Annotated in this window: 27 protein-coding genes and 3 tRNA genes; 11 read left to right on the plus strand and 19 right to left on the minus strand. The window is 59.5% G+C overall.

The genetic code is table 11. The annotated features are described in order from the left end of the window. Nucleotides 1–33 precede the first annotated feature (33 nt). The 3 genes from Q7L55_07235 to Q7L55_07245 are packed head-to-tail and all read right to left on the minus strand — an operon-like array spanning nt 34 to nt 3,352. Nucleotides 34–1,035 carry a ribose-phosphate diphosphokinase gene (locus tag Q7L55_07235; GenBank protein MDO8732349.1) on the minus strand — a complete coding sequence of 334 codons (1,002 nt, stop codon included), beginning with the start codon at nt 1,033–1,035 and terminating at the stop codon, nt 34–36. Then, on the minus strand, nt 1,032–2,480 hold the full coding sequence (gene glmU, locus Q7L55_07240; GenBank protein MDO8732350.1) for a bifunctional UDP-N-acetylglucosamine diphosphorylase/glucosamine-1-phosphate N-acetyltransferase GlmU: 1,449 nt from the start codon (nt 2,478–2,480) through the stop codon (nt 1,032–1,034). The genes Q7L55_07235 and glmU overlap by 4 nt, the downstream gene beginning before the upstream one ends. Nucleotides 2,481–2,530: 50 nt before the next feature. Continuing rightward, on the minus strand, nt 2,531–3,352 hold the full coding sequence (locus Q7L55_07245; GenBank protein MDO8732351.1) for an alpha/beta hydrolase: 822 nt from the start codon (nt 3,350–3,352) through the stop codon (nt 2,531–2,533). Between the two features lie 130 nt (nt 3,353–3,482). Here Q7L55_07245 and arr point away from each other — a divergent pair, with 130 nt between their 5' ends. Then, nucleotides 3,483–3,893, plus strand: a complete 411-nt coding sequence (gene arr, locus Q7L55_07250) for an NAD(+)--rifampin ADP-ribosyltransferase (protein ID MDO8732352.1) — start codon at nt 3,483–3,485, stop codon at nt 3,891–3,893. A gap of 34 nt (nt 3,894–3,927) precedes the next feature. On the opposite strand, the gene Q7L55_07255 is transcribed toward arr, so the two are convergent. After that, nucleotides 3,928–3,998: transfer RNA gene (locus Q7L55_07255), tRNA-Gln, on the minus strand. Between the two features lie 124 nt (nt 3,999–4,122). Between Q7L55_07255 and Q7L55_07260 the strand changes: the two genes are divergently transcribed. Both Q7L55_07260 and Q7L55_07265 read left to right on the plus strand, forming a co-directional pair. Next, on the plus strand, nt 4,123–5,115 hold the full coding sequence (locus tag Q7L55_07260; GenBank protein ID MDO8732353.1) for an acyl-CoA desaturase: 993 nt from the start codon (nt 4,123–4,125) through the stop codon (nt 5,113–5,115). A gap of 2 nt (nt 5,116–5,117) precedes the next feature. Further along, nucleotides 5,118–5,843, plus strand: a complete 726-nt coding sequence (locus tag Q7L55_07265) for a TetR/AcrR family transcriptional regulator (GenBank protein ID MDO8732354.1) — start codon at nt 5,118–5,120, stop codon at nt 5,841–5,843. Here Q7L55_07265 and Q7L55_07270 read toward each other — a convergent pair. From Q7L55_07270 to rsmI, 5 genes are read right to left on the minus strand one after another with little or no spacing between them, the layout of a single operon-like run. Continuing rightward, nucleotides 5,840–6,751 (minus strand): 4-(cytidine 5'-diphospho)-2-C-methyl-D-erythritol kinase, encoded by a 912-nt coding sequence (locus tag Q7L55_07270; GenBank protein ID MDO8732355.1) that lies wholly within the window; start codon nt 6,749–6,751, stop codon nt 5,840–5,842. The genes Q7L55_07265 and Q7L55_07270 overlap by 4 nt on opposite strands. Before the next feature lie 38 nt (nt 6,752–6,789). Then, the gene (gene rsmA / locus Q7L55_07275) at nt 6,790–7,635 is read right to left on the minus strand and encodes a 16S rRNA (adenine(1518)-N(6)/adenine(1519)-N(6))-dimethyltransferase RsmA (protein ID MDO8732356.1); all 846 of its coding nucleotides are present in this window, start codon (nt 7,633–7,635) and stop codon (nt 6,790–6,792) included. Further along, complete coding sequence (locus Q7L55_07280; GenBank protein ID MDO8732357.1) at nt 7,632–8,474, minus strand: TatD family hydrolase; 843 nt, start codon at nt 8,472–8,474, stop codon at nt 7,632–7,634. The genes rsmA and Q7L55_07280 overlap by 4 nt, the downstream gene beginning before the upstream one ends. Further along, complete coding sequence (gene metG / locus Q7L55_07285) at nt 8,471–10,078, minus strand: methionine--tRNA ligase (protein MDO8732358.1); 1,608 nt, start codon at nt 10,076–10,078, stop codon at nt 8,471–8,473. Before metG ends, Q7L55_07280 begins: the two co-directional genes overlap by 4 nt. A gap of 9 nt (nt 10,079–10,087) precedes the next feature. Next, a complete protein-coding gene (rsmI, locus tag Q7L55_07290) occupies nt 10,088–10,990 on the minus strand; it encodes a 16S rRNA (cytidine(1402)-2'-O)-methyltransferase (GenBank protein ID MDO8732359.1) in 903 nt (300 codons plus the stop codon). A gap of 32 nt (nt 10,991–11,022) precedes the next feature. Here rsmI and Q7L55_07295 point away from each other — a divergent pair, with 32 nt between their 5' ends. Further along, nucleotides 11,023–12,561, plus strand: coding sequence for a phospholipid carrier-dependent glycosyltransferase (locus Q7L55_07295; protein MDO8732360.1), 1,539 nt, complete (start codon nt 11,023–11,025; stop codon nt 12,559–12,561). Here the strand turns inward: Q7L55_07295 and Q7L55_07300 are convergent. The 6 genes from Q7L55_07300 to Q7L55_07325 form a co-directional block, all read right to left on the minus strand. Then, entirely contained in the window at nt 12,558–13,469 is a 912-nt protein-coding gene (locus Q7L55_07300; protein ID MDO8732361.1) for an SPFH domain-containing protein, read from the minus strand. The two genes, Q7L55_07295 and Q7L55_07300, sit on opposite strands and share 4 nt — an antisense overlap. An 11-nt stretch (nt 13,470–13,480) precedes the next feature. Beyond that, nucleotides 13,481–13,927, minus strand: a complete 447-nt coding sequence (locus Q7L55_07305) for an NfeD family protein (GenBank protein MDO8732362.1) — start codon at nt 13,925–13,927, stop codon at nt 13,481–13,483. Nucleotides 13,928–14,058: 131 nt separating this feature from the next. Beyond that, nucleotides 14,059–14,131: transfer RNA gene (locus tag Q7L55_07310), tRNA-Ala, on the minus strand. Nucleotides 14,132–14,162: 31 nt separating this feature from the next. Beyond that, a complete protein-coding gene (locus Q7L55_07315; protein MDO8732363.1) occupies nt 14,163–14,897 on the minus strand; it encodes a hypothetical protein in 735 nt (244 codons plus the stop codon). A gap of 84 nt (nt 14,898–14,981) precedes the next feature. Continuing rightward, nucleotides 14,982–15,584, minus strand: coding sequence for a GNAT family protein (locus Q7L55_07320; GenBank protein ID MDO8732364.1), 603 nt, complete (start codon nt 15,582–15,584; stop codon nt 14,982–14,984). Continuing rightward, nucleotides 15,581–16,477 (minus strand): UTP--glucose-1-phosphate uridylyltransferase, encoded by an 897-nt coding sequence (locus Q7L55_07325; GenBank protein ID MDO8732365.1) that lies wholly within the window; start codon nt 16,475–16,477, stop codon nt 15,581–15,583. Before Q7L55_07325 ends, Q7L55_07320 begins: the two co-directional genes overlap by 4 nt. 41 nt (nt 16,478–16,518) lie before the next feature. On the opposite strand from Q7L55_07325, the gene Q7L55_07330 reads away from it, so the two are divergent. Then, nucleotides 16,519–17,127 carry a 5-formyltetrahydrofolate cyclo-ligase gene (locus tag Q7L55_07330; GenBank protein MDO8732366.1) on the plus strand — a complete coding sequence of 203 codons (609 nt, stop codon included), beginning with the start codon at nt 16,519–16,521 and terminating at the stop codon, nt 17,125–17,127. On the opposite strand, the gene Q7L55_07335 is transcribed toward Q7L55_07330, so the two are convergent. Beyond that, nucleotides 17,096–17,461: a CrcB family protein gene (locus Q7L55_07335; GenBank protein ID MDO8732367.1), complete on the minus strand. Its 366-nt coding sequence runs from the start codon at nt 17,459–17,461 to the stop codon at nt 17,096–17,098. The two genes, Q7L55_07330 and Q7L55_07335, sit on opposite strands and share 32 nt — an antisense overlap. After that, the gene (locus Q7L55_07340) at nt 17,458–17,850 is read right to left on the minus strand and encodes a CrcB family protein (protein MDO8732368.1); all 393 of its coding nucleotides are present in this window, start codon (nt 17,848–17,850) and stop codon (nt 17,458–17,460) included. Before Q7L55_07340 ends, Q7L55_07335 begins: the two co-directional genes overlap by 4 nt. Before the next feature lie 103 nt (nt 17,851–17,953). Between Q7L55_07340 and Q7L55_07345 the strand changes: the two genes are divergently transcribed. From Q7L55_07345 to mscL, 3 genes are read left to right on the plus strand one after another with little or no spacing between them, the layout of a single operon-like run. Further along, complete coding sequence (locus tag Q7L55_07345; protein MDO8732369.1) at nt 17,954–18,256, plus strand: zinc ribbon domain-containing protein; 303 nt, start codon at nt 17,954–17,956, stop codon at nt 18,254–18,256. A gap of 51 nt (nt 18,257–18,307) precedes the next feature. Further along, nucleotides 18,308–18,766, plus strand: a complete 459-nt coding sequence (locus Q7L55_07350) for a hypothetical protein (protein ID MDO8732370.1) — start codon at nt 18,308–18,310, stop codon at nt 18,764–18,766. A gap of 10 nt (nt 18,767–18,776) precedes the next feature. Continuing rightward, a complete protein-coding gene (mscL, locus tag Q7L55_07355) occupies nt 18,777–19,175 on the plus strand; it encodes a large conductance mechanosensitive channel protein MscL (protein MDO8732371.1) in 399 nt (132 codons plus the stop codon). On the opposite strand, the gene Q7L55_07360 is transcribed toward mscL, so the two are convergent. After that, the gene (locus Q7L55_07360; protein MDO8732372.1) at nt 19,172–19,321 is read right to left on the minus strand and encodes a hypothetical protein; all 150 of its coding nucleotides are present in this window, start codon (nt 19,319–19,321) and stop codon (nt 19,172–19,174) included. The two genes, mscL and Q7L55_07360, sit on opposite strands and share 4 nt — an antisense overlap. Nucleotides 19,322–19,481: 160 nt before the next feature. Between Q7L55_07360 and Q7L55_07365 the strand changes: the two genes are divergently transcribed. Continuing rightward, nucleotides 19,482–20,165 (plus strand): 3-methyladenine DNA glycosylase, encoded by a 684-nt coding sequence (locus tag Q7L55_07365; GenBank protein ID MDO8732373.1) that lies wholly within the window; start codon nt 19,482–19,484, stop codon nt 20,163–20,165. On the opposite strand, the gene Q7L55_07370 is transcribed toward Q7L55_07365, so the two are convergent. Continuing rightward, nucleotides 20,154–20,762 (minus strand): class I SAM-dependent methyltransferase, encoded by a 609-nt coding sequence (locus tag Q7L55_07370; GenBank protein MDO8732374.1) that lies wholly within the window; start codon nt 20,760–20,762, stop codon nt 20,154–20,156. The genes Q7L55_07365 and Q7L55_07370 overlap by 12 nt on opposite strands. Nucleotides 20,763–20,912: 150 nt before the next feature. On the opposite strand from Q7L55_07370, the gene Q7L55_07375 reads away from it, so the two are divergent. Continuing rightward, nucleotides 20,913–20,985: transfer RNA gene (locus Q7L55_07375), tRNA-Arg, on the plus strand. A 116-nt stretch (nt 20,986–21,101) separates the two neighbouring features. Then, nucleotides 21,102–22,271, plus strand: a complete 1,170-nt coding sequence (locus Q7L55_07380) for an IS481 family transposase (protein MDO8732375.1) — start codon at nt 21,102–21,104, stop codon at nt 22,269–22,271. The last annotated feature ends 74 nt before the right edge of the window (nt 22,272–22,345 follow it).

Raw genomic sequence — 22,345 nt, forward strand, 5'->3', positions numbered from 1 at the left:
TTGGCACCCTCGCCGAGGAGAGGCAAGATCGTATCAGTGCGAGGAGACAGTTTCCGAATCCGGGCTGTCCTCAAACATGCTCGTGACTGAGCCGTCGGTGAACACCTCGGTAATCGCCTGAGACAAGATCGGCGCGATCGAAAGGACCGTGAGCTTAGGGAACATCTTCTCCTCGGCAATCGGCAGGGTGTTGGTCACCACCACCTCTGAGATCGCCGAGTTCTGGAGGCGCTCGCGTGCCGGGTCACTGAGAATCGCGTGAGTGGCGGCCACGATGACTTCCTTGGCTCCGTACTCGAAGAGAGTTTCAGCGGCCTTCACGATCGTGCCACCGGTATCGATCATGTCGTCAACCACGACACAGAGGCGATCGCGAACGTCACCGACCACTTCGAGGACCTTGACCTGGTTGGGCACATCCGGATCGCGGCGCTTGTGGATGATTGCAAGTGGAGCACCCAACACATCGGTCCAGCGCTCGGCCACGCGAACTCGTCCGGCATCTGGCGAGACAACCGTGATGCTTGAGTTGTCCAAGCGCTCACGGACATGTCGAGCCAGCAGCGGCAACGAGAAGAGATGGTCGACGGGTCCATCGAAGAAGCCCTGAATCTGCGAGGTGTGCAGATCAACGGTCATCAAGCGGTCGGCGCCAGCAGTCTTGAACAGATCGGCGATCAGGCGAGCAGAGATGGGCTCGCGGCCACGATGCTTCTTGTCCTGCCGGGCATAGCCGTAGAACGGCATGATGACCGTGATGCGCTTTGCCGACGCTCGCTTCAATGCGTCGACCATGATCAGTTGTTCCATGATCCACTTGTTGATCGGCTCAGTGTGGCTCTGCATGATGAAGGCGTCGCAGCCGCGCACTGACTCCTGGAAGCGCACGAAGATCTCACCGTTGGCGAAGTCATAGGCCAAGGTGCGCCCCAATGGGATGCCGAGATTCTTGGCTACCTCCTCGGCCAACTCAGGGTGTGAACGTCCTGCGAGTAGCACCATGCGCTTTTGGTTGGGAACCACTTGCAGGGTCACGCTTCCTCCTGATTTCTTTGCGCAGCCTCAGCTGCCTTGGCCGCGGGAGAACCTGGGCGGCGGCGAAGGACCCAGTCCAGAACATTGCGTTGCTGCCCACGAGCAATGGCAATTGCTCCTGGTGGCACATCCTCGGTGATGACTGAGCCAGCGGCCGTGTACGCGCCGTCGCCCACACTCACGGGAGCAACGAGCATGGTGTCGCTTCCGATGCGAACGTGATCACCAATGACAGTGCGGTGCTTTGCAACGCCGTCGTAATTGACGAACACGGTGGAGGCGCCGATGTTGGAACCAACACCGATATCTCCATCGCCGACATAACTGAGGTGCGGCACCTTTGAGTCATCGCCGACATTGGTGTTCTTGATCTCGACAAAGGCGCCAGCCTTGGTGTGATTGCCCATCACGGTCCCAGGACGCAAATAGGTGTACGGACCGACAGCCGAATCTGCGCCGATGACGGCCAGTTGCGCCCAGGTGTGGATGACGTAGGTGTTCTCGCCAATCTCGCAAGAGGCGAGAGTGGTGCCGGGCCCAATGCGAGCCCCACGTGCAACCGAGGTCGGTCCGGTCATGGTGGTGTTCGGCAGAATCGTGACATCGGGCTCCAACTCGACATCGACGTCAAGCCAGGTTGTCGCACTGTCCAGGATCGCAACGCCGGCACGCATCCACTGCTCGTTGATGCGATCGCGCATGACTGCCGCAGCCTGAGCCAACTGATAGCGGTCGTTCACGCCCAGGATCTCACTTGGCGTCGCACAGAGGGACGCTGCGACAAACGCATCTTCATCGCGCAGCAAGCCGATGACGTCCGTCAGGTACTCCTCGCCTTGCGTATTGTTGGTAGTGACCTTGGCAAGCAAGCGAACGAGATCAGCCGTTGCGAAGCAATACATGCCGGAATTGACTTCATCGACTTCGAGATCAGTTTCTGAGGCATCGTTGTGCTCAACGATGCGCAGAACCGTCTGTGCCTCATCGCGAATCACTCGGCCATAGCCCGCAGGGTCAGTGAGACGAGCGGTAAGCACCGTGGCGTGGGCGGCCGACTCCAGATGCGTGACCATCAGCGTCTGAAGAGTCAATCCCGTGAGCAATGGCGTATCGCCAGTGAGTACGACCACTGGTGCATCGCCAAGACTGATGCCGCGCTGTTCGAGTTCACCCAAGGCAATGCGAACAGCATGGCCGGTGCCTTGTTGAGTTTCCTGCACCACTGTCAAGGCCCACGGTGCGATTTCTTCTACGTGCGCGACCACAGCCTCACGGCCATTACCAACGACGACCACTACATGTTCAGGGTCCAGAGCTGCCGCGGCTTCAAGCACGTGGCCAAGCAGTGAACGCCCGGCGACCTGGTGAAGAACTTTGGGAGTGGCCGAACGCATGCGCTTGCCCTCGCCTGCGGCGAGGATGACCACTGCTGCGGGACGTGTCACGACTCAGGAGCGTATCTGCTCGATTGGTGTCCGAACAGGTTGCCTGCGATTCACGCAGTAGCCGTCCATAAAGTCGCGTATTCCTCGATGATTTGGGCGCAGATCTCCGGGTGCGACAGCGGCACATGGTGATGCGCGCCCGGCACCAAGGTGTACTCCGAGCCATCAGGTGCGAAGCCGAGAAGGAAGGGCACCACTTCAGGCTTGACCACGGCGCTTTGGCCGGCGTGAACATAGTGAAAGGGAACCGTGAGGCCGGCAATGCTGGCGTTGAACAGCTCTTCGTCGATCACCGGAGCGACGATCTGATCGAATTTCCAGGTCCAACCCTCAGGTATCTCCTTGACCCCATAGGCAGCAATTCGAGCCAGAATCTCAGGATCGACGTCTTCTTGGGTCGGCATCAAGCGGAAACGAGCCTCGCCGTCTTCACGGCTTGGGTAGACCCGCACAGGGGCTGAAGCAGCAGCTCCAATCGGGCGAAATCGCCCCTCCCCCTCAATGAAGGTGTCGAACAGGATGACTCCAATAGCTCGATCTGGCTCTTGGGTGGCAGCCATCACCACTGAAGTGCCGCCCAGACTGTGGCCCACGAGCATGGCTCGCTCAATTCCAGCGTCGGCGAGAACGGCGTTGACCTCTTGCCCCCAGGTTTCGATGCTGTATCGCTCACGGTGGCCGCTGTCGCCGCTGCCGCTGATGTCCAGTTGCACCACCTGATACTTCTTGGCCAGCAAGGGCTCCACGGCCGCCCACCACAGATGATGGGCCCGGAAGCCATGAGTCAACGCGATCGTTGTTGTGCCCTGGCCGCTGACGCTGTAGCGAATTGGCGCTCCAGCCACATCTACGACCCGATCTAGCTGATCCACTGCGTTCCTCCCATAGGCGTCGAGCCCCCGGTGCGCAGATCGAATCACTGCGGACAGCGTCAACGTTCAGTCCAGCCCGGGGATCATCCGACCTTAGGGCCTGCAAGTCTTGTCCTCATATGCTTTCGCTGTGAGTGAAGTGCTGGATGAGGGCCCGTTCTTCCATGGCACGAAGGCCGAACTGCGTCAGGGCGATCTCCTCACAGCCGGCTTCCGGTCGAACTACCGGCCCGAAATCGTGATGAACCACATCTACTTCTCAGCGCTGCGTGATGGGGCAGGACTTGCCGCGGAGCTCGCGGCAGGCGAGGCGGCTCCGCGTGTGTACGTCGTTGAGCCAACGGGCTCATTTGAAGACGACCCAAACGTGACCGACAAGAAGTTCCCTGGCAACCCAACCCGCTCCTACCGAAGCACCGAACCGATCAAAATCCTGTACGAAGTGACCGACTGGACGAGGCTAAGTCCCCAGGCTCTCCGGGCCTGGCGCGATCGGCTGGCTGCTATCCGCGATGATGAGCATGGAGACATCATCAACTGATCTACGAGTCCGGCTGGGCTGAGCGGCACTGAAGCTCCCGGGGGTGGGATCGAACCACCGTTGACGGATTCAAAGTCCGCTGTCCTGCCGCTAGACGACCCGGGAATGATCAGCGTCACACGATAAGGGCGTGTCGTTGGCTTGCAGCCGCGCCGTGGTTACGCTACCGTAACTTACGCAACCGTAGGTCTTCTGACTTGCGACCCGCCTCGAGCTAAGGAGCTCGCAAATGATGGTTTCACCGTCCGCAGACCCAATTGACTCCGCTCCCTTGGAGGGCCCTGACGAACTGATGCAGTCGCAAGGCCTCTCGATGCGCATCACCATCGGCGTCTTCCTCGCCGTGCCATTCCTGGCCGTGCTGGCCGCCATTCCCGTGGCCTGGGGCGGCTGGCTCTCGTGGGTCGACATTGCGCTGTTCATTCTATTCTGGGCCATCACCGGCCTGGGCATCACTGTTGGCTACCACCGCTTCTTCACCCACGGGTCGTTCAAGGCCGGTCGCGGCATCAAGTTCATGCTTGCGATCATGGGCTCCTTCGCGCTCGAGGGTTCCATCTCGCAGTGGGTTGCCGATCACCGCAAGCATCACAAGTACTCCGATATACCGGGCGACCCGCACTCGCCGTGGCTCGAGGGCGACGTCCGCGGCTCGCTGCTCAAGGGCTTCTGGCACTCGCACGTCGGCTGGTTGTTCGACAAGGAGCAGACTCCTGTTGCCCAATACTCACCCGACATCCAGAACGACCCCGACCTTGAGCTGCTCACCAAGTGGTACCCCGCGCTCGTAGCCGGATCCCTGTTGCTGCCCGCTGTCCTCGGCGGTCTGATCACTTGGTCATGGGCCGGAGCCATCACCGCCTTCTTCTGGGCCGGGCTCGTACGCGTCGCCTTCGTCCATCACGTGACATGGGGGATCAACTCGGCCTGCCACATCTGGGGCAAGCACCACTTCAAGTCCCGTGACCTCTCGACCAACGTGTGGTGGCTGGCGATTCCGTCCTGCGGCGAGTCCTGGCACAGCCTGCACCACGCCGAGCCCACCTCCGCCCGTCACGGAGTGCTCAAGGGACAGATCGATCTCGCTGCCATCTTCATCCGTACGATGGAGCGACTCCATCTGGCCAGCGACGTCCGCTGGCCCAAGCCCGAGCGACTCGAGGCCAAGCTGGTTGACCCGGCCTTGGCACACCGAATCCGCGGGTACCAGAAGCCGGCATAGGCATGGCAATACCTGACATCCTCCTCGACTCCGTCTCCGAACTGCATCAGCCCCGTCCACTTGCGCCTCGCGAGCGCGTGCGCATGACGGGCAATGAACGTCGCGAACAATTGATCGCCATTGCTCGTCGGCTGTTCGCGGCCAAGGGCTTCGAGTCAGTCAGTGTTGAGGAGATTGCGGCCAAGGCAGATGTTTCAAAGCCAGTGGTCTATGAGCATTTCGGTGGCAAGGAAGGCCTCTACGCAGTGATCGTTGACCGCGAGATGAACGACCTGCTGCTGACCATCAGCGAAGCGCTCAACCCCACCGATGACACCCCGATGAACGCGCGCATCCTGCTCGAGCGTGCAGCAATGGCGCTGTTCGACTACATCGAGGCCGACCCCGACGGCTTCCGCATTCTGGTGCGCGATGCCCCCACGATGCGCGAGCCTGACAGCCAACTCGTCGGTCTGCAGCACTCCCCTTCCTTCGCCAGTGTCATCAGCGACATCGCCGCGCACGTACAAGATCTGCTTGCAGCGCAGTTCAAGGCGCACAAGATCAACACCAAACTCGCCCCGATGTATTCGCAAATGCTCGTCGGCATGGTTGCGCTCACTGGTCAGTGGTGGCTCGATGAGCGCAAGCCAAAGAAGGACGAGATGGTTGCCAATGTCGTCAACCTCGCCTGGAATGGCTTGGGAAATATGGAGCCCAAGCCCAAGTTGATCAGCAAGTCCCGCTAACTGATTCGCGCGCCTGGCACCGGCCCTGAAGTTCTCTTCACTGAACGCACGAGGCCGGTAGAGGTCAGGCTGACAGCAATGTCGAGGGCTTGTTCTGCGGTTCGGGCCAGAAATGCGCATGTTGGGCCGCTGCCCGAAACGATGCCGCCAAGGGCCCCTGCTTCCTCCCCGGCTTCGATGACTCGCCTTAGCGCAGGCCGCAAGGAAAACGCAGCGGGCTGAAGATCATTCTGAAGGGATTTGCCGAGCAGTACCGGATCGCCAGCGCGAAGTGCGTGCATCAGTGACTCCGATACGGATGGTGACGGTACTTCTTCGCCCACCCGGAGCCGATCGCATTCTTCATAGACGGCCGCAGTCGAAAGCCCCTCGCCAGACAGCGCAAAGACCCAATGGAAGGTTCCCTGCGCGAGCACCCCGGTCAGCTGCTCTCCCCTGCCAGTTCCAATTGCAGTGCCGCCATGCAGGGCAAAGGTGACGTCTGAGCCAAGCTCGGCACACAGATTGTCGAGCACTGATCGCGGGGAATCCAATTTCCAGAGAGCATCGCAAGCCAACAGCGTGGCCGCCGCATCAGCACTGCCACCGGCCATGCCACCAGCCACTGGGATGTTCTTGTTGATTGTGATCTCTACATCGGGTGCAAGCCGCGCGAACTCTGCAAGCAGTTCTGCAGCCCGCCATGCCAGGTTGCTCGAATCCAGGGGAACCTCGGCATTGCCCTCGCCCGCGCAAGAAATGGCAATACCGCTGCCTGCAGCGCTGGAGCGAACAGAGACTTCATCGTGCAGCCCAACAGCATGGAAGACCGTCGCAAGCTCATGAAAGCCATCGGCTCGTCGAGGACCAACACAGAGTTGGAGATTGACCTTTGCGGGAACGCTGACGCTCACCTTGTTACCGGCCATGCCTTGAAGGCTAAGTCCTGCTGATGTTCATTCTGAACTCACCCGCGGAGTAGGCACTCCGCAAGTCGGGCGAACTGCACGACATCAAGAGTCTCGCCACGCGCAGCCGGATCAATCTGAGCGGCCCGCAGCGCTGACTCCGCGAGATCTGGCGAGCCAGCAAATTGCGCCAGCGCTCCACGCAATGACTTACGACGTTGCCCAAATGCTGCATCCACGACTGCGAACACTTCCTTGCGGGATACCGCACAGGGCGGAGGCGCGGTGCGCACAAGCCGAACCAGCCCTGAATCGATGTTGGGCTCCGGCCAGAACACAGTGCGACCAACGGTTCCAACAAGTTCAAGGGAGCCAAACCAACGAGCCTTCACGCTCGGAGCTCCATACACCCGCGAGCCCGGGCCGGCTGCGAGTCGATCAGCAACCTCCTTTTGGACCATCACCAACATTCGTTCGATATCAGGAAAATGCTGGAGATAGTGCAACAGGACTGGAACTGAGATGTTGTACGGAAGATTTGCTACAAGTGCCTGCACCGACACTGGGAGCTCAGTGACATGCAGAGCATCTGCTTCGATCACGCGCAGATCCGCTGCTCGCTCAGGCAGGTGTTCGGCTGCTGTGAGTGGGAGTTGCGTAGCCAGTACCGATTCGATTTCGACTGCCACGACAGGATGACCCGCCTGCAGGAGTGCGAGGGTCAAACTGCCGAGCCCTGGTCCGATCTCAAGCACCGAGCAGCCCTGCGCCAACTCGGCCAAGCGCACAATGCGTTGCACGGTATTGGGATCAATGACGAAGTTCTGGCCGCGCCTCTTGGTCGGACGAAGATCCAATCTCACCGCCAGCGCTCGGATCTCGCGGGCACCAAGGAGTTCGGTCACCAGGTTCCGAATGCGCGCTGGGCGTTTGCCCACAGCAAGGCACCAAGGGCAGCTTCGTCAGTTCCGCGCACCTGAGCCAGAGTGCGCACCGTGTGTGGCATGAGATAGGAGGCATTCGGCTTGCCACGATGAGGAACCGGCGTCAGATAGGGAGCGTCCGTTTCAACCAGAATCAATTCATTGGGCACGATTGCAGCAGCATCGCGCAAATCCTGAGCTGGCTTGAAGGTGACAACGCCCGCAAATGAAATGAACCAACCCTGCCCTGCACACAGGCGCGCCATAGCCGCATCACCACTGAAACAATGGAAGACAACCCGCTCGGGTGCACCCTCACCCATGAGAATGTCGATCACATCCTCATGTGATTCGCGATCATGAATGACCAAGGTCTTGTTGAGTTTCTTGGCGATGCTGATGTGCCTGCGGAATGACTCTTGCTGGATTGCGCGCAGTGCTTCTTCGGTACGAAAGTAGTCAAGCCCTGTTTCACCCACAGCACGCACAACTTCGTCAGCGGCCATCTCCTCGATCGCGACATACGCGGCTTCAAGAGCCTCGCGCCCTTCGTTAACAAATATGCGCGGAGCTTCGTTCGGGTGCAGGCCAACCCCAACAACAAGCGACGGACGAGTGTGCGCAAGGGCGATGGAAAGTCGCGCCGATTCAAGATCGCAACCGATCTGGACGATTCGTGTCACCCCAACCGATGTGGCCAAATCGATGAGCGAATCTGGATCTGGAAATTCGCCACCATGCAGATGCCGATCGTGAATATCAAGGTGGCAGTGGGTATCAATGACGGGCACCGCGAGTTGTTCGGGAGGGGCGACCGTCATTCGCCAACCTCCTCCAGCCTTGGGAACAAGCCCGCGCCCTTGGTGATCAGCGTGCCCTCAACCAGCTGACCCCAGCGCGCGACATCACCAATGCGTTGTTCGCCAATAGCACCGAGGGTCGCCTCTGCGCCAACTTGTGACCACAGATCGTCCATCGCCTTGGGCATCAACGGGTAATAGAGCACAGCCATCGCCCGCAGCGATTCACAAATGGCATAGAGCACAGTGTGCAGACGAGCCAACTGTGATTCATCCTTCGCTAGAACCCAAGGCTCTTGCTCAGTCACGTACATGTTCACTGCATCAACAAAGCCTTTGATCGCAACAATGGCTGCTGAGAAATCCAGCAGATCCATGGCCGCATCGGCCTCATCGACAACGCGCGCAAGGTGATCACTCAACGCCTGCTCTGCCACGCCTTGCTCACCCGCTGCTGGGAGCAGTCCTTCGCAATAGCGATTCACCATTGCGGTCCCGCGCGAAGCGAGATTGCCCAGTCCGTTGGCCAATTCAGCGGTGTAGCGCGCGCTCATCTCCTCCCATGAGAAGGAGCCGTCCTGGCCGAACTGGATCGAACGCATGAAGTAGTACCGGAAAGCATCGGAACCGAAGTGATCAATGATCTGCGAGGGTGCAATGCCAGTGAGCTTGCTCTTGGACATCTTCTCGCCACCCACGAGCAGCCAGCCATGGGCGAACACCTGCTTGGGCAAGGGAAGATCAGCGGCCATCAGCATGGCGGGCCAGTAGATTGCATGAAAACGCAGGATGTCCTTGCCGACGAGATGCACATCGGCAGGCCAGGTCCTCGCGAACTGCTCGCCCGCCTCAGAATCTGCATCCTCGCCATAACCCACTGCCGTCAAGTAGTTCACCAGCGCGTCAAACCAGACGTAGACCACCTGCTTGGTGTCCCATGGCAACGGAACGCCCCAACTCACACTCGAACGAGACATCGAGATGTCGACCAAGCCACCGCGAAGGAAGCTCATCACCTCGTTATATGCGCTCGGCGGCTGAACAGCTTCAGGATGCGCTTCGTAATGCGCGATCAGTCGCTCGCCGAATGCTGACAACTTGAAGAACCAGTTGTCCTCGATCACATGCTCAACTGGGCGACCATGAATCGGGCAGACCTGCTCGCCTTCATACTCTCCAGTGCCAGGAACGAGATCGGCGGCAAATTTGAACTCTTCACAACCAACGCAATACGGACCTTCGTATGGCGCCGCGTAGACGAATCCGTTGTCGCGAACCGCTTCCCAGAACTTCTGAACTGAGACCAAATGCCGATGCTCAGTCGTACGAATGAAGTCATCGTTTGCCGCGTCCACGGTTTTCAACACTGGGAGCCATTCGGACTCCACCAAGCGATCCACCCACTGGTGCGGGGTGACTCCGCCGGAATCAGCAGCCCGCTGAACCTTGGTCCCGTGCTCGTCGACGCCCGTGAGGTACCAGACATCCTCGCCCCTTTGGCGATGCCAGCGAGTCAGGAAATCACCTGCTGTGGTCGTGTAGGCGTGGCCGATGTGCGGGGCATCGTTGACGTAATAGATCGGCGTAGTCACATAGAAGCGAGCCGAGGGGTCCAACGAAGCCATGGCGCGATCCTACGGTTGGGCGGCCTTCGATTGGATGACTGCGTCATAGACCTCTCGGCGTGCGACTCCGACCTCGCGAGCCACCTCAGCAATGGCCGATTTGCGATCAGTGCCCAGACCCTCGCGTCGGTGCACCTCGACAACCCACTCTCCCGGGGTGACTAGACCGCGGGCAGCGCGCAGTTCATCGGCCGATGCGCCCGAAACCACCACAGTGCATTCCCCGCGCACACCTTCGGCTGCCCAATTAGCCAGAGATTCCAAACTCCCGCGGATCACCTCTTCATAGGTCTTGGTGAGTTCCCGGCATACGGCCGCTGATCTATCAGGGCCAAGGCCGGTCGCGAGCGCTGCGAGCATCGCTTCGAGCCGATGGGGCGCTTCGAAAAACACCATCGTTCGCGCCTCTGAAGTGAGCCCATGAATGCGCGCCTGCCGCTCACCGGACTTGCGCGGCAGGAAGCCCTCGAAGCAGAAGCGATCCACAGGCAGCCCCGATACGGCCAGCGCCATCAATACCGCCGATGGGCCAGGAGCAGCGGTGATGGGCACCCCTCTGGAAACAGCCTCGGCAACCACGCGATAGCCCGGATCGCTCACCGAGGGCATGCCGGCATCGGTGACGACGAGCACCACCGCACCCGCAAGCGCGGCATCGACTAACTCCACTGCTCGCTGCTTTTCATTGGCGTCGTAGTAGGACACCACGCGACCGCCAAGTGTGACTCCCAGGCCATCAGCGAGCCTTCGGAGCCGTCGTGTGTCCTCTGCGGCAATGACATCGGCGGTTTCGAGCAGCGCAATCAGACGAGCCGAAGCATCACCGACATTGCCAAGCGGTGTGGCCGCAAGAACTATCCGGCCGATCGCGTTCCCGTGCCCATCGTTTGGACTCTCATCTGCCTCAGCCACGCTGCATCTTCCCATCCACCTACGATGACCAGGTGCTTGTGGCCAGGGATACCGCCTCGATTGCGAAGCGACTCGTACCTCCGATGCCACAGTCCTCAGGATGGCTAAGCGCGCTCCTTGTCACCGCCATCGGTGCCGTTCTACGGCTCTGGAACCTAGGTCAACCGCACGCAGTGATCTTTGACGAGACTTACTACCCCAAGGACGCTCTCGCCCTGCTGCGCTTTGGAGTGGAGCGGGCAACGGTTTCGGACTCCGACAAGATTCTGCTCAATTCTGACGGCAACTGGCACACGGTCGACATCTTCAATGGATCAGTCGCATTCGTCGTCCATCCACCACTGGGCAAATGGATCATCGGTCTGGGGGAGCTCACCCTTGGAGCCACGCCAACGGGTTGGCGCATTTCCGTGGCCATCGTTGGCATCATCTCGGTCCTTCTGACCGCACGCATTGCGCGAAGGCTCACCCGATCCAATCTGGTTGGCTTGTTGGCCGGACTCTTTGTGGCGCTCGATGGTATGCACATTGTGATGAGCCGCACCGGGCTGCTCGACATCATGCTCGGCTTCTTTGTGCTCATCGCCTTCGGCTGTTTGCTAATCGACCGCGATCATGTGCGCGGTCGGCTTGCAAGCATGATCAGTCAGGAGGGATTGACAGCAAGCACTTGGGGTCCAAAACTCGGCAGACGTCCTTGGCGTTGGGCAGCTGCGTTTGCGCTCGGACTCGGCTGCAGTGTGAAGTGGTCTGGCATCTGGTTCGCCTTCGCATTCATCCTGATGTCACTGGTTTGGGACATCTCCGCTCGCCGTGCAATCGGGGTCGAGCGCCCTTGGCGCGCAACGCTCGCCCGAGACCTTCCCGTCACAGTGATTGTGTCGGGCACCATCATTGTGGCGACCTATCTGAGCTCCTGGATCGGTTGGTTCATCAGCGATGACGGCTACGACCGCAATTGGACAGCTGGCACTGGCGTCATCGCTGCGTTGAGCTCACTCCTGCACTACCACTCCGAGATGTGGAACTTCCATGTCGGACTGACAACTGAACACGCGTATGCCAGCAACCCATGGGGATGGCTGCTGCAAGCCAGACCCACTTCCTTCTATTGGAACAACGTCACGGACGGCACTCAAGGCTGCCCCACAGACAACTGCGCTGCCGAAGTACTGGCCCTTGGCAATCCGGTGATCTGGTGGGCCGCAATTCTCGCTACGTTCCACCAACTCTGGCGTTGGCTCGGCAAACGCGATTGGCGCTCAGCTGCAGTGCTTGTGGGCATCGCCGCTGGTTGGCTGCCATGGATGCTCTACCTCAATCGCACGGTTTTCACGTTCTACACCGTGGTCTTCACTCCGTTCATTGCCATTGCGCTTGCAATGTCGGCGGCTGCGCTACTCGGGCCCGAGACAGCAAGCGCGCTGCGACGTAAGCGCGGGATGATCGCGCTCGTCGTGCTCGTAGGAGCCGTCGTCGTGGTGGCCTGGTGGCTCTACCCAGTTTGGACGGGCGAACTGCTGCCGTACAACGAATGGCAGCAGCGAATGTGGATGCCCAGTTGGATCTAGCCGCGAGCCGGGTTCGGGGGGACATCCTTGTGCGGAGCGAACGCTTCGCCAAGCAGTCCGACCGCCTTGGACAGTTCTGCGGGTATCACCCAGACTTTACTGGCTGAGCCGTTGGCGATCGCGGGGAGTGTTTTCAGATATTGGTAGGCCAACACCGTCTGATCTACACCGGATTCGTGAATCATTTGGACCACCGTGTTGAGCGCTTGGGCTTCTCCTTCTGCTCGCAAGATCGCGGCCTGCTTGTCACCTTCTGCACGCAAGACTGCGGCCTGCTGTGCGCCTTCAGCGCTCAGAATTGCCGAGCCCTTTTCTCCTTCGGCTGTCAAGATCACCGCCCGGCGTTCACGTTCGGCGCGCATTTGCTTTTCCATGGCTTCTTGCACAGACGCTGGCGGGTCAATCGCTTTGAGTTCCACCCGATTTACGCGGATACCCCACTGCCCGGTGGCCTCGTCCAACACAGCGCGAAGCCGACTGTTGATCTCATCGCGCGAGGTCAACGTGGCTTCTAAGTCCAAGGACCCGATGACGTTGCGCAGCGTTGTCACGGTGAGTTGCTCGATTCCCATGAGCGGGTTTGCCATCTCGTATGCCGCCCTTTGCGAATCTGTGACGGTGAAGTAGATGACACTGTCAATTGAGACCACGAGGTTGTCCTGGGTAATGACAGGCTGCGGCGGGAAGGACACGACTTGCTCGCGCATGTCGATCTTTTGGTGCACGCGATCCACGAATGGAATCAAGAGTGACAGGCCTGGGGTCATGGTTCGGTTGTATCGACCCAGGCGCTCCACTACGAAGGTTTCGCCTTGTCCAACAATGCGGATCGAGCGAAACACGATGATCAGAACGAATAGAGCGAACAGTATGCCGAAGAGAGCGCTGAACGCGGGAACGGAATCCACGAGGGTTTCTCCTATGAGTTGTGGTACGGCTGGACAAGCGCAGTGGCACCATCGATGCGCGTGACCATCACATCAACATCGGTGGGGATTGGGTCGGTGAGGGGTCCGTCACGGTCTACCCGTGCCGACCATGACTGGCCGTTGAGCCGTATCAAGCCAGACTCAACGGTGATGACGTCCAGAGTGCGTGCGCGTGAACCAGGAAGCGCGTCGACGTTGGTTTTGAATTCCTTGGCCAGTCCCAGACGGCGCAGGACTGGCGGCCGTACGCCGAAAAGACCCACGAACGCAAGAACCGCGAAGACAATGATCTGCATCCACACGGGTGCGCCAACAAGGGATGACACCCCCGCGCCTGCGGCGGCAACGCCCAAAATAAGAAATGACAGGTCCGTGATCAGGACTTCGAGGACAACGCATACAACCGCGACAATCGCCCAGACAAGCACTGCCACCATGGTTCATGGTATCGGCGCTCGAAGGTAGTCAACGGCAATGCCCGTTGATTGCCGGCTCCCAAAGCACACGAAATATGCCACCCACAGGTTCTGAATGGCACTTTCGTCAACCCTTGTTGTAGATCATCCAGTGGAGCTGAGGGGATTCGAACCCCTGGCCTTCTCATTGCGAACGAGACGCGCTACCAACTGCGCCACAGCCCCTGAAGCGGGGTGAACAGTATCAGTGCAGGATTCAGGCGTTTGCAGTGCGAACTGCAGGCATCTCAGCGGTCTCGTTGTGGTAATCGACATGAGCTGGTGCGGCCGCCGCGGCCTCTTGATGGCGGCGCATGGTGGCAGCGGCCTCCACCATTGCCTCGCCGTTCCACTCATCGGGACGGGCTCGGTCAATGGGTCGGGGAATCACCGAAGCGCGCGGTGAATTGACATACGTGGGCAGGGTCGATGGCACTGCCTCCCACGAGTTCTCATCGTCCCAAGCGTTCCAGTTCTCCCAGTCATCCTCGGCCGCCATAGCTGGAACCGCGACTGGAGCCGCTGCGCGACGGGGCTGTTGAGCCCGAACAGGCGCCTGGAGCGTGCGCTGCGAATGCTTGCGTGCTGGCGCGGTGAGCAGCGTTGCGACCAGGAATGCCGTCACCAGCCCGGCCGAGATTATTGGCAGCCACTTTGGGGCGATTGAGGCGAAGGCCGCAACCAAGGTCACTGCGAGCACGATCGTGAGAGCGCCTAGCACCATGGTTCGACGCTGGGTCGCGCGCTCATGCGCGGAATTGCCGTTGTGCTGACGAATGTGCTGTGGGTTGGGCATGTTCTCTCCCGAACGCTGATTTCCAAGCGAGCGCATCGCGGTACTGAAGCGCGTAGTTGAGCGAACTTCGCTGACCTGATCGTGACGCTTAAGCCACATCGGGATGAGTACGGCAGCCCATAAGGCAATGATCACCAGGTAGATCAAGCCCGTCACCTTGCGAACGCTAAACCCCAAAGTCGCTGACGCCGCGTAAGCGAGGTTGACAAATTTTGCGTGTCGCGTAATTCGGTGTATACGTCACTTCGCGTTGGTCGCCCGCCAGCCAGCCAGCAGGCCTTCGGGGCGATCGCCCTCGACCACTGCGTAGCAAATGTGATCGCGCCAATCACCTGCAATATGCAAATAGGAGCGACGCAAACCCTCTTCTGGAATGCCAAGTTTTTCCACAACGCGTCTCGATGCGACGTTCTCCGGACGGATGTGAATTTCCACCCTGTGCAGATGCAAATCAGTGAGGCAGTAGTCCAGGGCCATGGCTACGGCTGTTGGCATGATGCCCTTCCCGGCGACTTCCTTGTCAATCCAATATCCGATGTAGGCCGAGCGAAGTGAGCCGTAGGCGATGCCTCCGACGGTCAATTGCCCAACAAACTTGCCGTCGTACGTGACCACCCACGGGATGATGCGACCAGCGCGGGCGTTGCGGTGCATGGAGCGAACCATCATCCCAAAACTCGCCGGTATCTCGCCCGACTCCAGTCCCTCGATGGGGACGGTCGCTTCCCACTCCTCTAGCCAGTCGATATTTCGGCTGCGTACCTGCCGCCAGACGCGCCCGTCTCGAAGCTTGATCGGACGAAGCCCCACGCGACCCTCAGCCAGGGTCGATTCCCAGTTCACGACCAGGAGGCGACAAAGTCGCGGAGCCAGTCGCGAAAATCAGGACCGAGATCCTCGCGTTCGGACGCCAACACCACATTTGCCTGCAGGTAGGAGAGGCGATCGCCGGTGTCGTACCGACGCCCGCTGAAAATCACGCCATGGACTCCGCCGCCTTGGTCTGCCGGCAGTGTCGCCAGTACGCGCAGGGCATCGGTCAGTTGGATCTCACCACCATGGTCAGGCGCAGTCTGCTTCAAGACGTCGAATACAGCTGGATCCAGCAGGTACCGGCCGATCACGGCATATGAACTTGGCGCTGATGATGCCGCTGGCTTCTCAACTAGATCCGTCACTCGCACCAGCCCATCAACTGGCTCACCCTCAACCGCAGCGCAGCCATAGAGGGAGATCGCCTGCTGGGGCACTTCCATCAAGCAGACAACCGAGCCACCGAAACGATTTCGAGCTTCCATCATGCGCGGCAGGATGGGATCACGTGGATCAATCAGGTCATCACCCAGCATCACCGCGAAGGGCTCATCGCCAATGTGATCCTCAGCTGTCAGTACGGCGTGACCCAATCCCAGTGGATCGCCTTGCCGCACGTAATGAATGCGCGCAAGATCTGTGGGCTCGGTGACGAGAGCCAATCGCTCAAGATCGTCCTTTCGGCCCAAGGAAGCCTCGAGTTCGAAATTGCGGTCGAAGTGATCCTCGAGTGGGCGCTTGCTGCGCCCGGTGATGAACAGCAGGTCCGTGAGGCCGGCAGCTACTGCTTCTTCCACTACATATTGGATCGCTGGCTTGTCCACGACAGGCAACATTTCCTTCGGGGTCGCCTTGGTTGCGGGCAGGAATCGCGTGCCCAATCCCGCAGCGGGCACGACTGCCTTGCGCACCACCTGATCCATATCCACGACACTAGCCGCACTCCATGCGGCACGATGGTTCCGTGGCGGCGAATCGGGCTCCGGAGTCGTATTCAAAATCAGAATTGCGTGCCCAGGTGCGAGCGAGCCGTGCTGCGCGTTCGGTCCAGGAACGGCAAGTTGCCGGTGATTCCATCGCGAGCCACGTCCTGCCTATCGTTCGCGAACGAGGGTCAGCGAGCGTTGCCTGCTACTTCTCCTGGGCTACCGAACCAACAACCCAGCCACTGCTGCATCAACTTTGGAATGCCGGCATCACAGTGCTCACTCCTCGAGTGCGTGGAACCGATCTCGAGTGGGTTCACAGTGATGCCACAAGCAAGTACGTGTCCGGTTCGTTTGGGATTCGCGAAGTCCTCGGTGGTGAGGTCGTCTCGCTGGAAACGGTTGATCTCGTGCTGATGCCAGCCCTTGCCGTCTCCACCGCGGGAGCTCGCCTTGGCCAAGGTGGCGGCTTCTATGACCGGGCACTGGCCGCACTCGAGGAGATTCCATTGCTCATGGCCGTGATGTTCGCAGATGAGGACGGCGTGAACGTGCCCGCAGAATCCCATGATGTTGCGGTCGACGTTGTTGCCACTGAACAAGGGGTCCGCTGGATTACAAGAGGCGGATCGTCAAAGTCCACGTGAGCCAGAAGGACCCCACACACAAAATCACCATCGAAGAGGCGAAGACCCAGAAAAGACCGCGATGCTCAGCCCACAAGCCGCTGCTCTCCCAAGAGAAGCCAGAAAAAGTCGTGAAGGCACCACAGAATCCGCTGCCCGCGAGCACGAGCAGAGTGGCGTTGTCCAGACCGACAATCACCCCCAACAGGGCCGAGCCCAGCACGTTGACCACCAACAGCCCGAGTGGGATTGGGCTTTCCAAGGAAACACTCGTAACCGCCCGATCCGTCAGAAAACGAGCCGGGGCTCCCACTCCAGCACCCAGAGCAAGCCATCCGATCATCGCCAGTGTCATGGCAACGGCCTCAACAAATCGAATAGGCGCCGACCCAGCGGCACAGCCAGCAGCCCGATGAGCAAGGTGCAGGCGAGGTAGCCGACCACAAGCAAGGGCTCATCGTCTTGCACCACTACGTCAGCCGCGAGAGTCGAAAAGGTGGTGAAGCCGCCCAGGATTCCGGTGATGATGAACGGCTGCCACAGCAGCGAGCCACTTCGGCTGCGAATCCACGGATAGGCCAAGCCAATGGCGAATGCTCCGAGAACATTGACGGTCAAAGTGGCCGCCAGATCAGTGAGTCGGCTGTGATCCATCAACTGCGCGACGCTGTACCGCGCGACCGAACCAAGTACGCCGCCCAAGGAGATCACCAGGATCACTCGCGCTTGGAATCCTCGGAACACAACGCGACCATAGAGGGCGTTGCCACCTGAAGTTGCCGCTGCTCAGCATGGGAGGCACAATTAGCACTCAAATTCAGCGAGTGCCAGCAGTGCCGGAGGACCAGTGCCAACGTACGAATATTCGTGCTCGACTTGCGGGTCAGCCCACGAGATCGTGCAGAAGATGTCTGATTCGACTCTCACAGTGTGCCCGGACTGTGGCGAGGCCACTCTTCGCAAGCTCTTCAACAACGTTGGAGTGATGTTCAAGGGCTCTGGCTTCTACCGCAATGACTCACGCAGTTCCTCAGACACGAGCGCGGCTCCGAAAACCACAAGTAGCGAATCCACGCCTTCTACGCCGGCATCAGCACCCGCCAAGAGCGCGCCCGCCGCTTCAAGCAGTTCCAGCTCGTCATCTGACTGACCTGTGGACAACCGTTTCCGCTGAACTGATCCTTCTCCCTACCCTCGAGGGATGCTTCTTTCGCCGCCACTGCTCAGCCAGATCCGCGTGTTCATTGCGCGCCGGCGCAGATTCCTCGCGGCGATCTGCGCTGGCCTGGCAACTCTTCTGATTCTCAGTGTCCTGGTCGACACGGCCGATCCAACAGATGCCGCGGCAATCGATTCGCGGCCCTCGCAGCAACTCGCAAGCGGCGAAGTTGCGGTGCCAATTCTGCTAGCCGACGCCAAACTCGCAGGCGGTGTCGATCCCGGTGATGTCGTTGATCTCGTTGAACTTTCTGACATCGCCCCAGCTGTAGTGATCGCCGAACATGCACGGGTGTTGTCGAAAGGATCCGGTGGTTCCACTTTCAGTGTGAGCGAAGCACAGATGTTGGTCGTCGCTGTGCGGAAGAACGACGCGCTGTCTGTCGCGTCAGCCGGAGCCGCCGCTTCCCTTACGCTGGTGATGCAGTCCAAGATCACCTGAAGGGAACTTCATGCTTCAAGGATTCAAGACCTTCATCATGCGCGGCAATGTCATTGATCTGGCAGTCGCATTCGTCATCGGTGCTGCCTTCTCCACTCTTGTTGGAGCCTTCACGAAGGCTCTCATCAATCCGATCGTCGGTATTTTCCTCGGCGGTGGCTTCAACGCAGGTACCCTGACCATCCGCGATCAAGTGATCGATTTCTCCTTGCTGATCAACAGCCTCATCACCTTCTTCATCACTCTGGTGGTGGTGTATTTCGTCTTCGTCGTGCCCATGAACACTTTCCGAAAGCGCACTGCAGGAGACGAAGAAGTGGTGACGCCGGACGACATCAAGGTCTTGCAGGAGATTCGGGATCTACTCCAGGAGCAGAGCGCACTGCTCAAAGAGCAAGGCGAAAACTAATCGCCGTGATGCGGTGGAACCTCGCCGCGTAGCCAATCATCGCGAGACTCTGGCTCACGCAATTCGTCGGAAGTCACATCGGGCAGCAGGTCAACCTCAAGAGCCTTGGCCTGCTTGGCCTTTGCTTGCTCTGGGTCGTTGCTCATGCCTCAAGAGTACGGCGTAGCGTCAGGGCAGTGGAGATCGAGGAAGCACGCGCACGCGAGCGGGCGCATGCCGAACGCACACTGCCATGGGTGAAAGATCGCCAAGCTCACGACTTGGCATGCCGGTTGGGGCTCAATCGTTGAGCGTGACGACGAATTCTTGAAGAGACACGTCGACTACGTCCGGGTTGATGCCGGTGTCACCGTTGGCATCGCGGGCCTAGAGAAGCGAGCAAGTCGGCTGCAACTCGCGGCGACTCTTCTGCGCAACACACTCGGTCGCGCCCCGCAATTCAACTGCTTCGGCATGCACGAATGGGCCATGGTGTTTCGCAGCCAAGCCACCGATGTGCGGCACACGGAGTACCCACTCAGACTTGAACCAGCTGAGATCGAGCGCGCAGTGAGCGAAGTTGGCCTGCGCTGTACCCACCTGGATGCCTTCCGCTTCTTCACCGCAGAGGCAGTGCCACTCAACGAGCATCTACTTACGCGTGCCAGCCAACCAGAGTTCGAACAGCCCGGATGCGTCCATGCCGCAATGGATCTCTACAAATACGCAATGTGGGCAGGGCCGTACCTATCAAGCGAATTGGCTGCTGAATGTTTCGAGCTTGCTCGCAATGCGCGGATCCTGGACATGCAAGCCTCGCCCTACGACCTGCGCAGTCTGGGATTCGAGCCAATCGCCATGGAGACGCCGGCGGGACGAAGCCAATACGTTGCAAGGCAACGCGGATTGAGCATCGAAGCTCAGGTTCTTCGCAGTCGCTTGCTGGAGTCAATCGACGAACTACTACGAATTGCTACTCCGGCTGAAGTAGATTCCAAACTATCTCTTTGAAAGAGTCACGAGCCAATCGATCTGCCGTATCGCATTGTGCTGGTAGGTAGTCACGTAACTGTCTATCCACACGCCCGCACCGTATTCAAGGACGATCAGGCTCTCCACCTCTCTGCGGCTGTATCCGTGGAGATGAAGTTCTGGGAGAGCCGCAATGCGGAAGTCTCCCTCGCCTGCAAATACCAGTAGCGCCTTGCCGCCCGGCTTCAAGGCGTCCACCAGGCGCGGGACTGCATGGCGAGCTTCGTCGATCCCCGCGGCATCCAACACACCCACTGAGATTGCACACGCATAGCTCTTGGCAGGCACTTCAAACTGCGACAGTCGAACCTGTTGAATATCCAAGGTGCCCTGCAAATCGGCCACTAATGTCTGCGTGTTGGCGATGCCGATCGCCGAGCCGTCGATCGCGGTGACATTGAAGCCACACTCAATGAGAAAGCGCACATCCGCACCGCTGCCACAGCCGAGGTCCAGAGCCCACGTGCCGGGAGCAACGGGGATTGTGAAATTTCCAAGCACGAACTGGACGACTTTCTCATGGGGGTACCGCGAAGCCCCATGCTCGTTCCACTGGTCCCAGATTTCAGCAGACACTTGGACTCCCCGTTCGTAAGTGCTCGAACAGCCTAATGACGGTCAATGGAAGTCAGTTCCCAGCCCGCGGATCTTTCGATCACGCTTAGGGTCTACCCACACCTGTGAGATTGCCACTTTGTGCGCGTCGGTAATCTCATCAACCAGTACGGCTCCGTAGCTCAGGGGATAGAGCAGTGGTTTCCTAAACCATTTGTCGGCAGTTCGATTCTGCCCGGGGCCACAACAGCTATGTTTGGTTTCGCCTGATGCGTGACGTTTTGGCTCCGGCTGTCAGGTGACATGGTTTCGCCTGATGGGTGACGGTGGTTTCGCCTGATCCGTGACACTCCTTCGATGTTGGTGGAGTTGAGTGCTGTGGAGCAGAGGTATCAGGCCGTTTTGGCGGTCATTCGTGATGGTGTTCCTGTTGTCGAGGTGGCGCGTCGCTTTGATGTGTCGCGGCAGGCAGTGCATCGATGGCTGCGCTGGTATGAAGCGCAGGGTCTAGTGGGCTTGGCGGATCGGTCGCATCGACCCCCGCGGTGCGCGCATCAGATGGATCCCGCTGTTGAGGTGTGGGTGTTGGAAGCTCGCCGCCGCAACCCTGATTGGGGTCCTCGCCGGCTGGTCCATGAGGCCACGCGGGCTGCGGTGGAACCGCTGCCGAGCCGCTCTGGGGTGTATCGGTTGCTGAAGCGGGCTAATCTCATTGATCCCAATGCGCGGCGTAAGCGGGATCGCAAGTTCAAGCGGTGGGAGCGCGGCGGGGCGATGGAGTTGTGGCAGATGGATGTGGTCGGTGGGGTGGTGTTGGCTGATGGCCGGGAGGCCAAGGTGTTGACCGGGATCGATGATCACTCCAGGTTCATGGTGTGCGCGGGGTTGATGCTGCGAGCTATGTCCCGGGCGGTGTGTGGGCATTTGGCTGAAGCGATGCGCGCCCATGGTGTTCCCCAAGAGATCCTGACCGACAACGGCAAAGTGTTCACGGGCCGCTTTGGTCCCAAGGATGTGGAGGTGCTGTTTGATCGGATCTGTCGGGAGAATGGCATCGATCATTTGCTCACTGCTCCGCGAAGCCCTACGACCACGGGCAAGATTGAGCGGTTCCATCGCACGCTGCGACAAGAGTTCCTTACCGGGCGCGTGTTCACTGACCTGGCCTCAGCTCAACGCGAACTGGACGCCTGGGTGGATACCTATAACCGGCAGCGGCCGCATTCGGCTCTGGATATGAACACCCCAGCAAGCCGGTTCACCGCCGATGCTGGGCGACCAGTTGATGACTCGGCCCTGCTGCAGGAACGCTCCGGTAGCGACTGGGTTTCTCGCAAGATTGCTGGCAACGGCATCATCTCTGTTGCCTGGCAAGAGATCAGCTGCGGTAAACATCGTGCCGGCCGCCATGTCGATATCCACCTCGATGGCAAAACCCTGCAGATCTGGGACGGCGACGAACTCATCAAAACCGTCCTGCGCACCAGCGAGAAGGAGGTCCGCAAGAAGCATGCCCAAAGAGCAAGCTAAAGACAATAATGACCAAAAAGGTGTAACGGATCAGGCGAAGCCAATCCGTCACGCATCACCCGAACCCTCACAGG

Source organism: Actinomycetota bacterium (assembly GCA_030650795.1).
In the GTDB taxonomy this organism is placed as follows: Bacteria; Actinomycetota; Actinomycetes; order S36-B12; family S36-B12; genus UBA11398.

Coding starts and splice junctions, on each gene's coding strand:
- Q7L55_07260 (MDO8732353.1), top strand. CDS start 4,123: ATGATGGTTTCACCGTCCGCAGACCCAATTGACTCCGCTCCCTTGGAG.
- Q7L55_07265 (MDO8732354.1), top strand. CDS start 5,118: ATGGCAATACCTGACATCCTCCTCGACTCCGTCTCCGAACTGCATCAG.
- Q7L55_07270 (MDO8732355.1), bottom strand. CDS start 6,751: ATGGCCGGTAACAAGGTGAGCGTCAGCGTTCCCGCAAAGGTCAATCTC.
- Q7L55_07280 (MDO8732357.1), bottom strand. CDS start 8,474: ATGACGGTCGCCCCTCCCGAACAACTCGCGGTGCCCGTCATTGATACC.
- metG (MDO8732358.1), bottom strand. CDS start 10,078: ATGGCTTCGTTGGACCCCTCGGCTCGCTTCTATGTGACTACGCCGATC.
- Q7L55_07305 (MDO8732362.1), bottom strand. CDS start 13,927: ATGGTGGCAGTGCTTGTCTGGGCGATTGTCGCGGTTGTATGCGTTGTC.
- Q7L55_07325 (MDO8732365.1), bottom strand. CDS start 16,477: ATGGATCAGGTGGTGCGCAAGGCAGTCGTGCCCGCTGCGGGATTGGGC.
- Q7L55_07335 (MDO8732367.1), bottom strand. CDS start 17,461: ATGACACTGGCGATGATCGGATGGCTTGCTCTGGGTGCTGGAGTGGGA.
- Q7L55_07350 (MDO8732370.1), top strand. CDS start 18,308: ATGCTTCTTTCGCCGCCACTGCTCAGCCAGATCCGCGTGTTCATTGCG.
- mscL (MDO8732371.1), top strand. CDS start 18,777: ATGCTTCAAGGATTCAAGACCTTCATCATGCGCGGCAATGTCATTGAT.
- Q7L55_07360 (MDO8732372.1), bottom strand. CDS start 19,321: ATGAGCAACGACCCAGAGCAAGCAAAGGCCAAGCAGGCCAAGGCTCTT.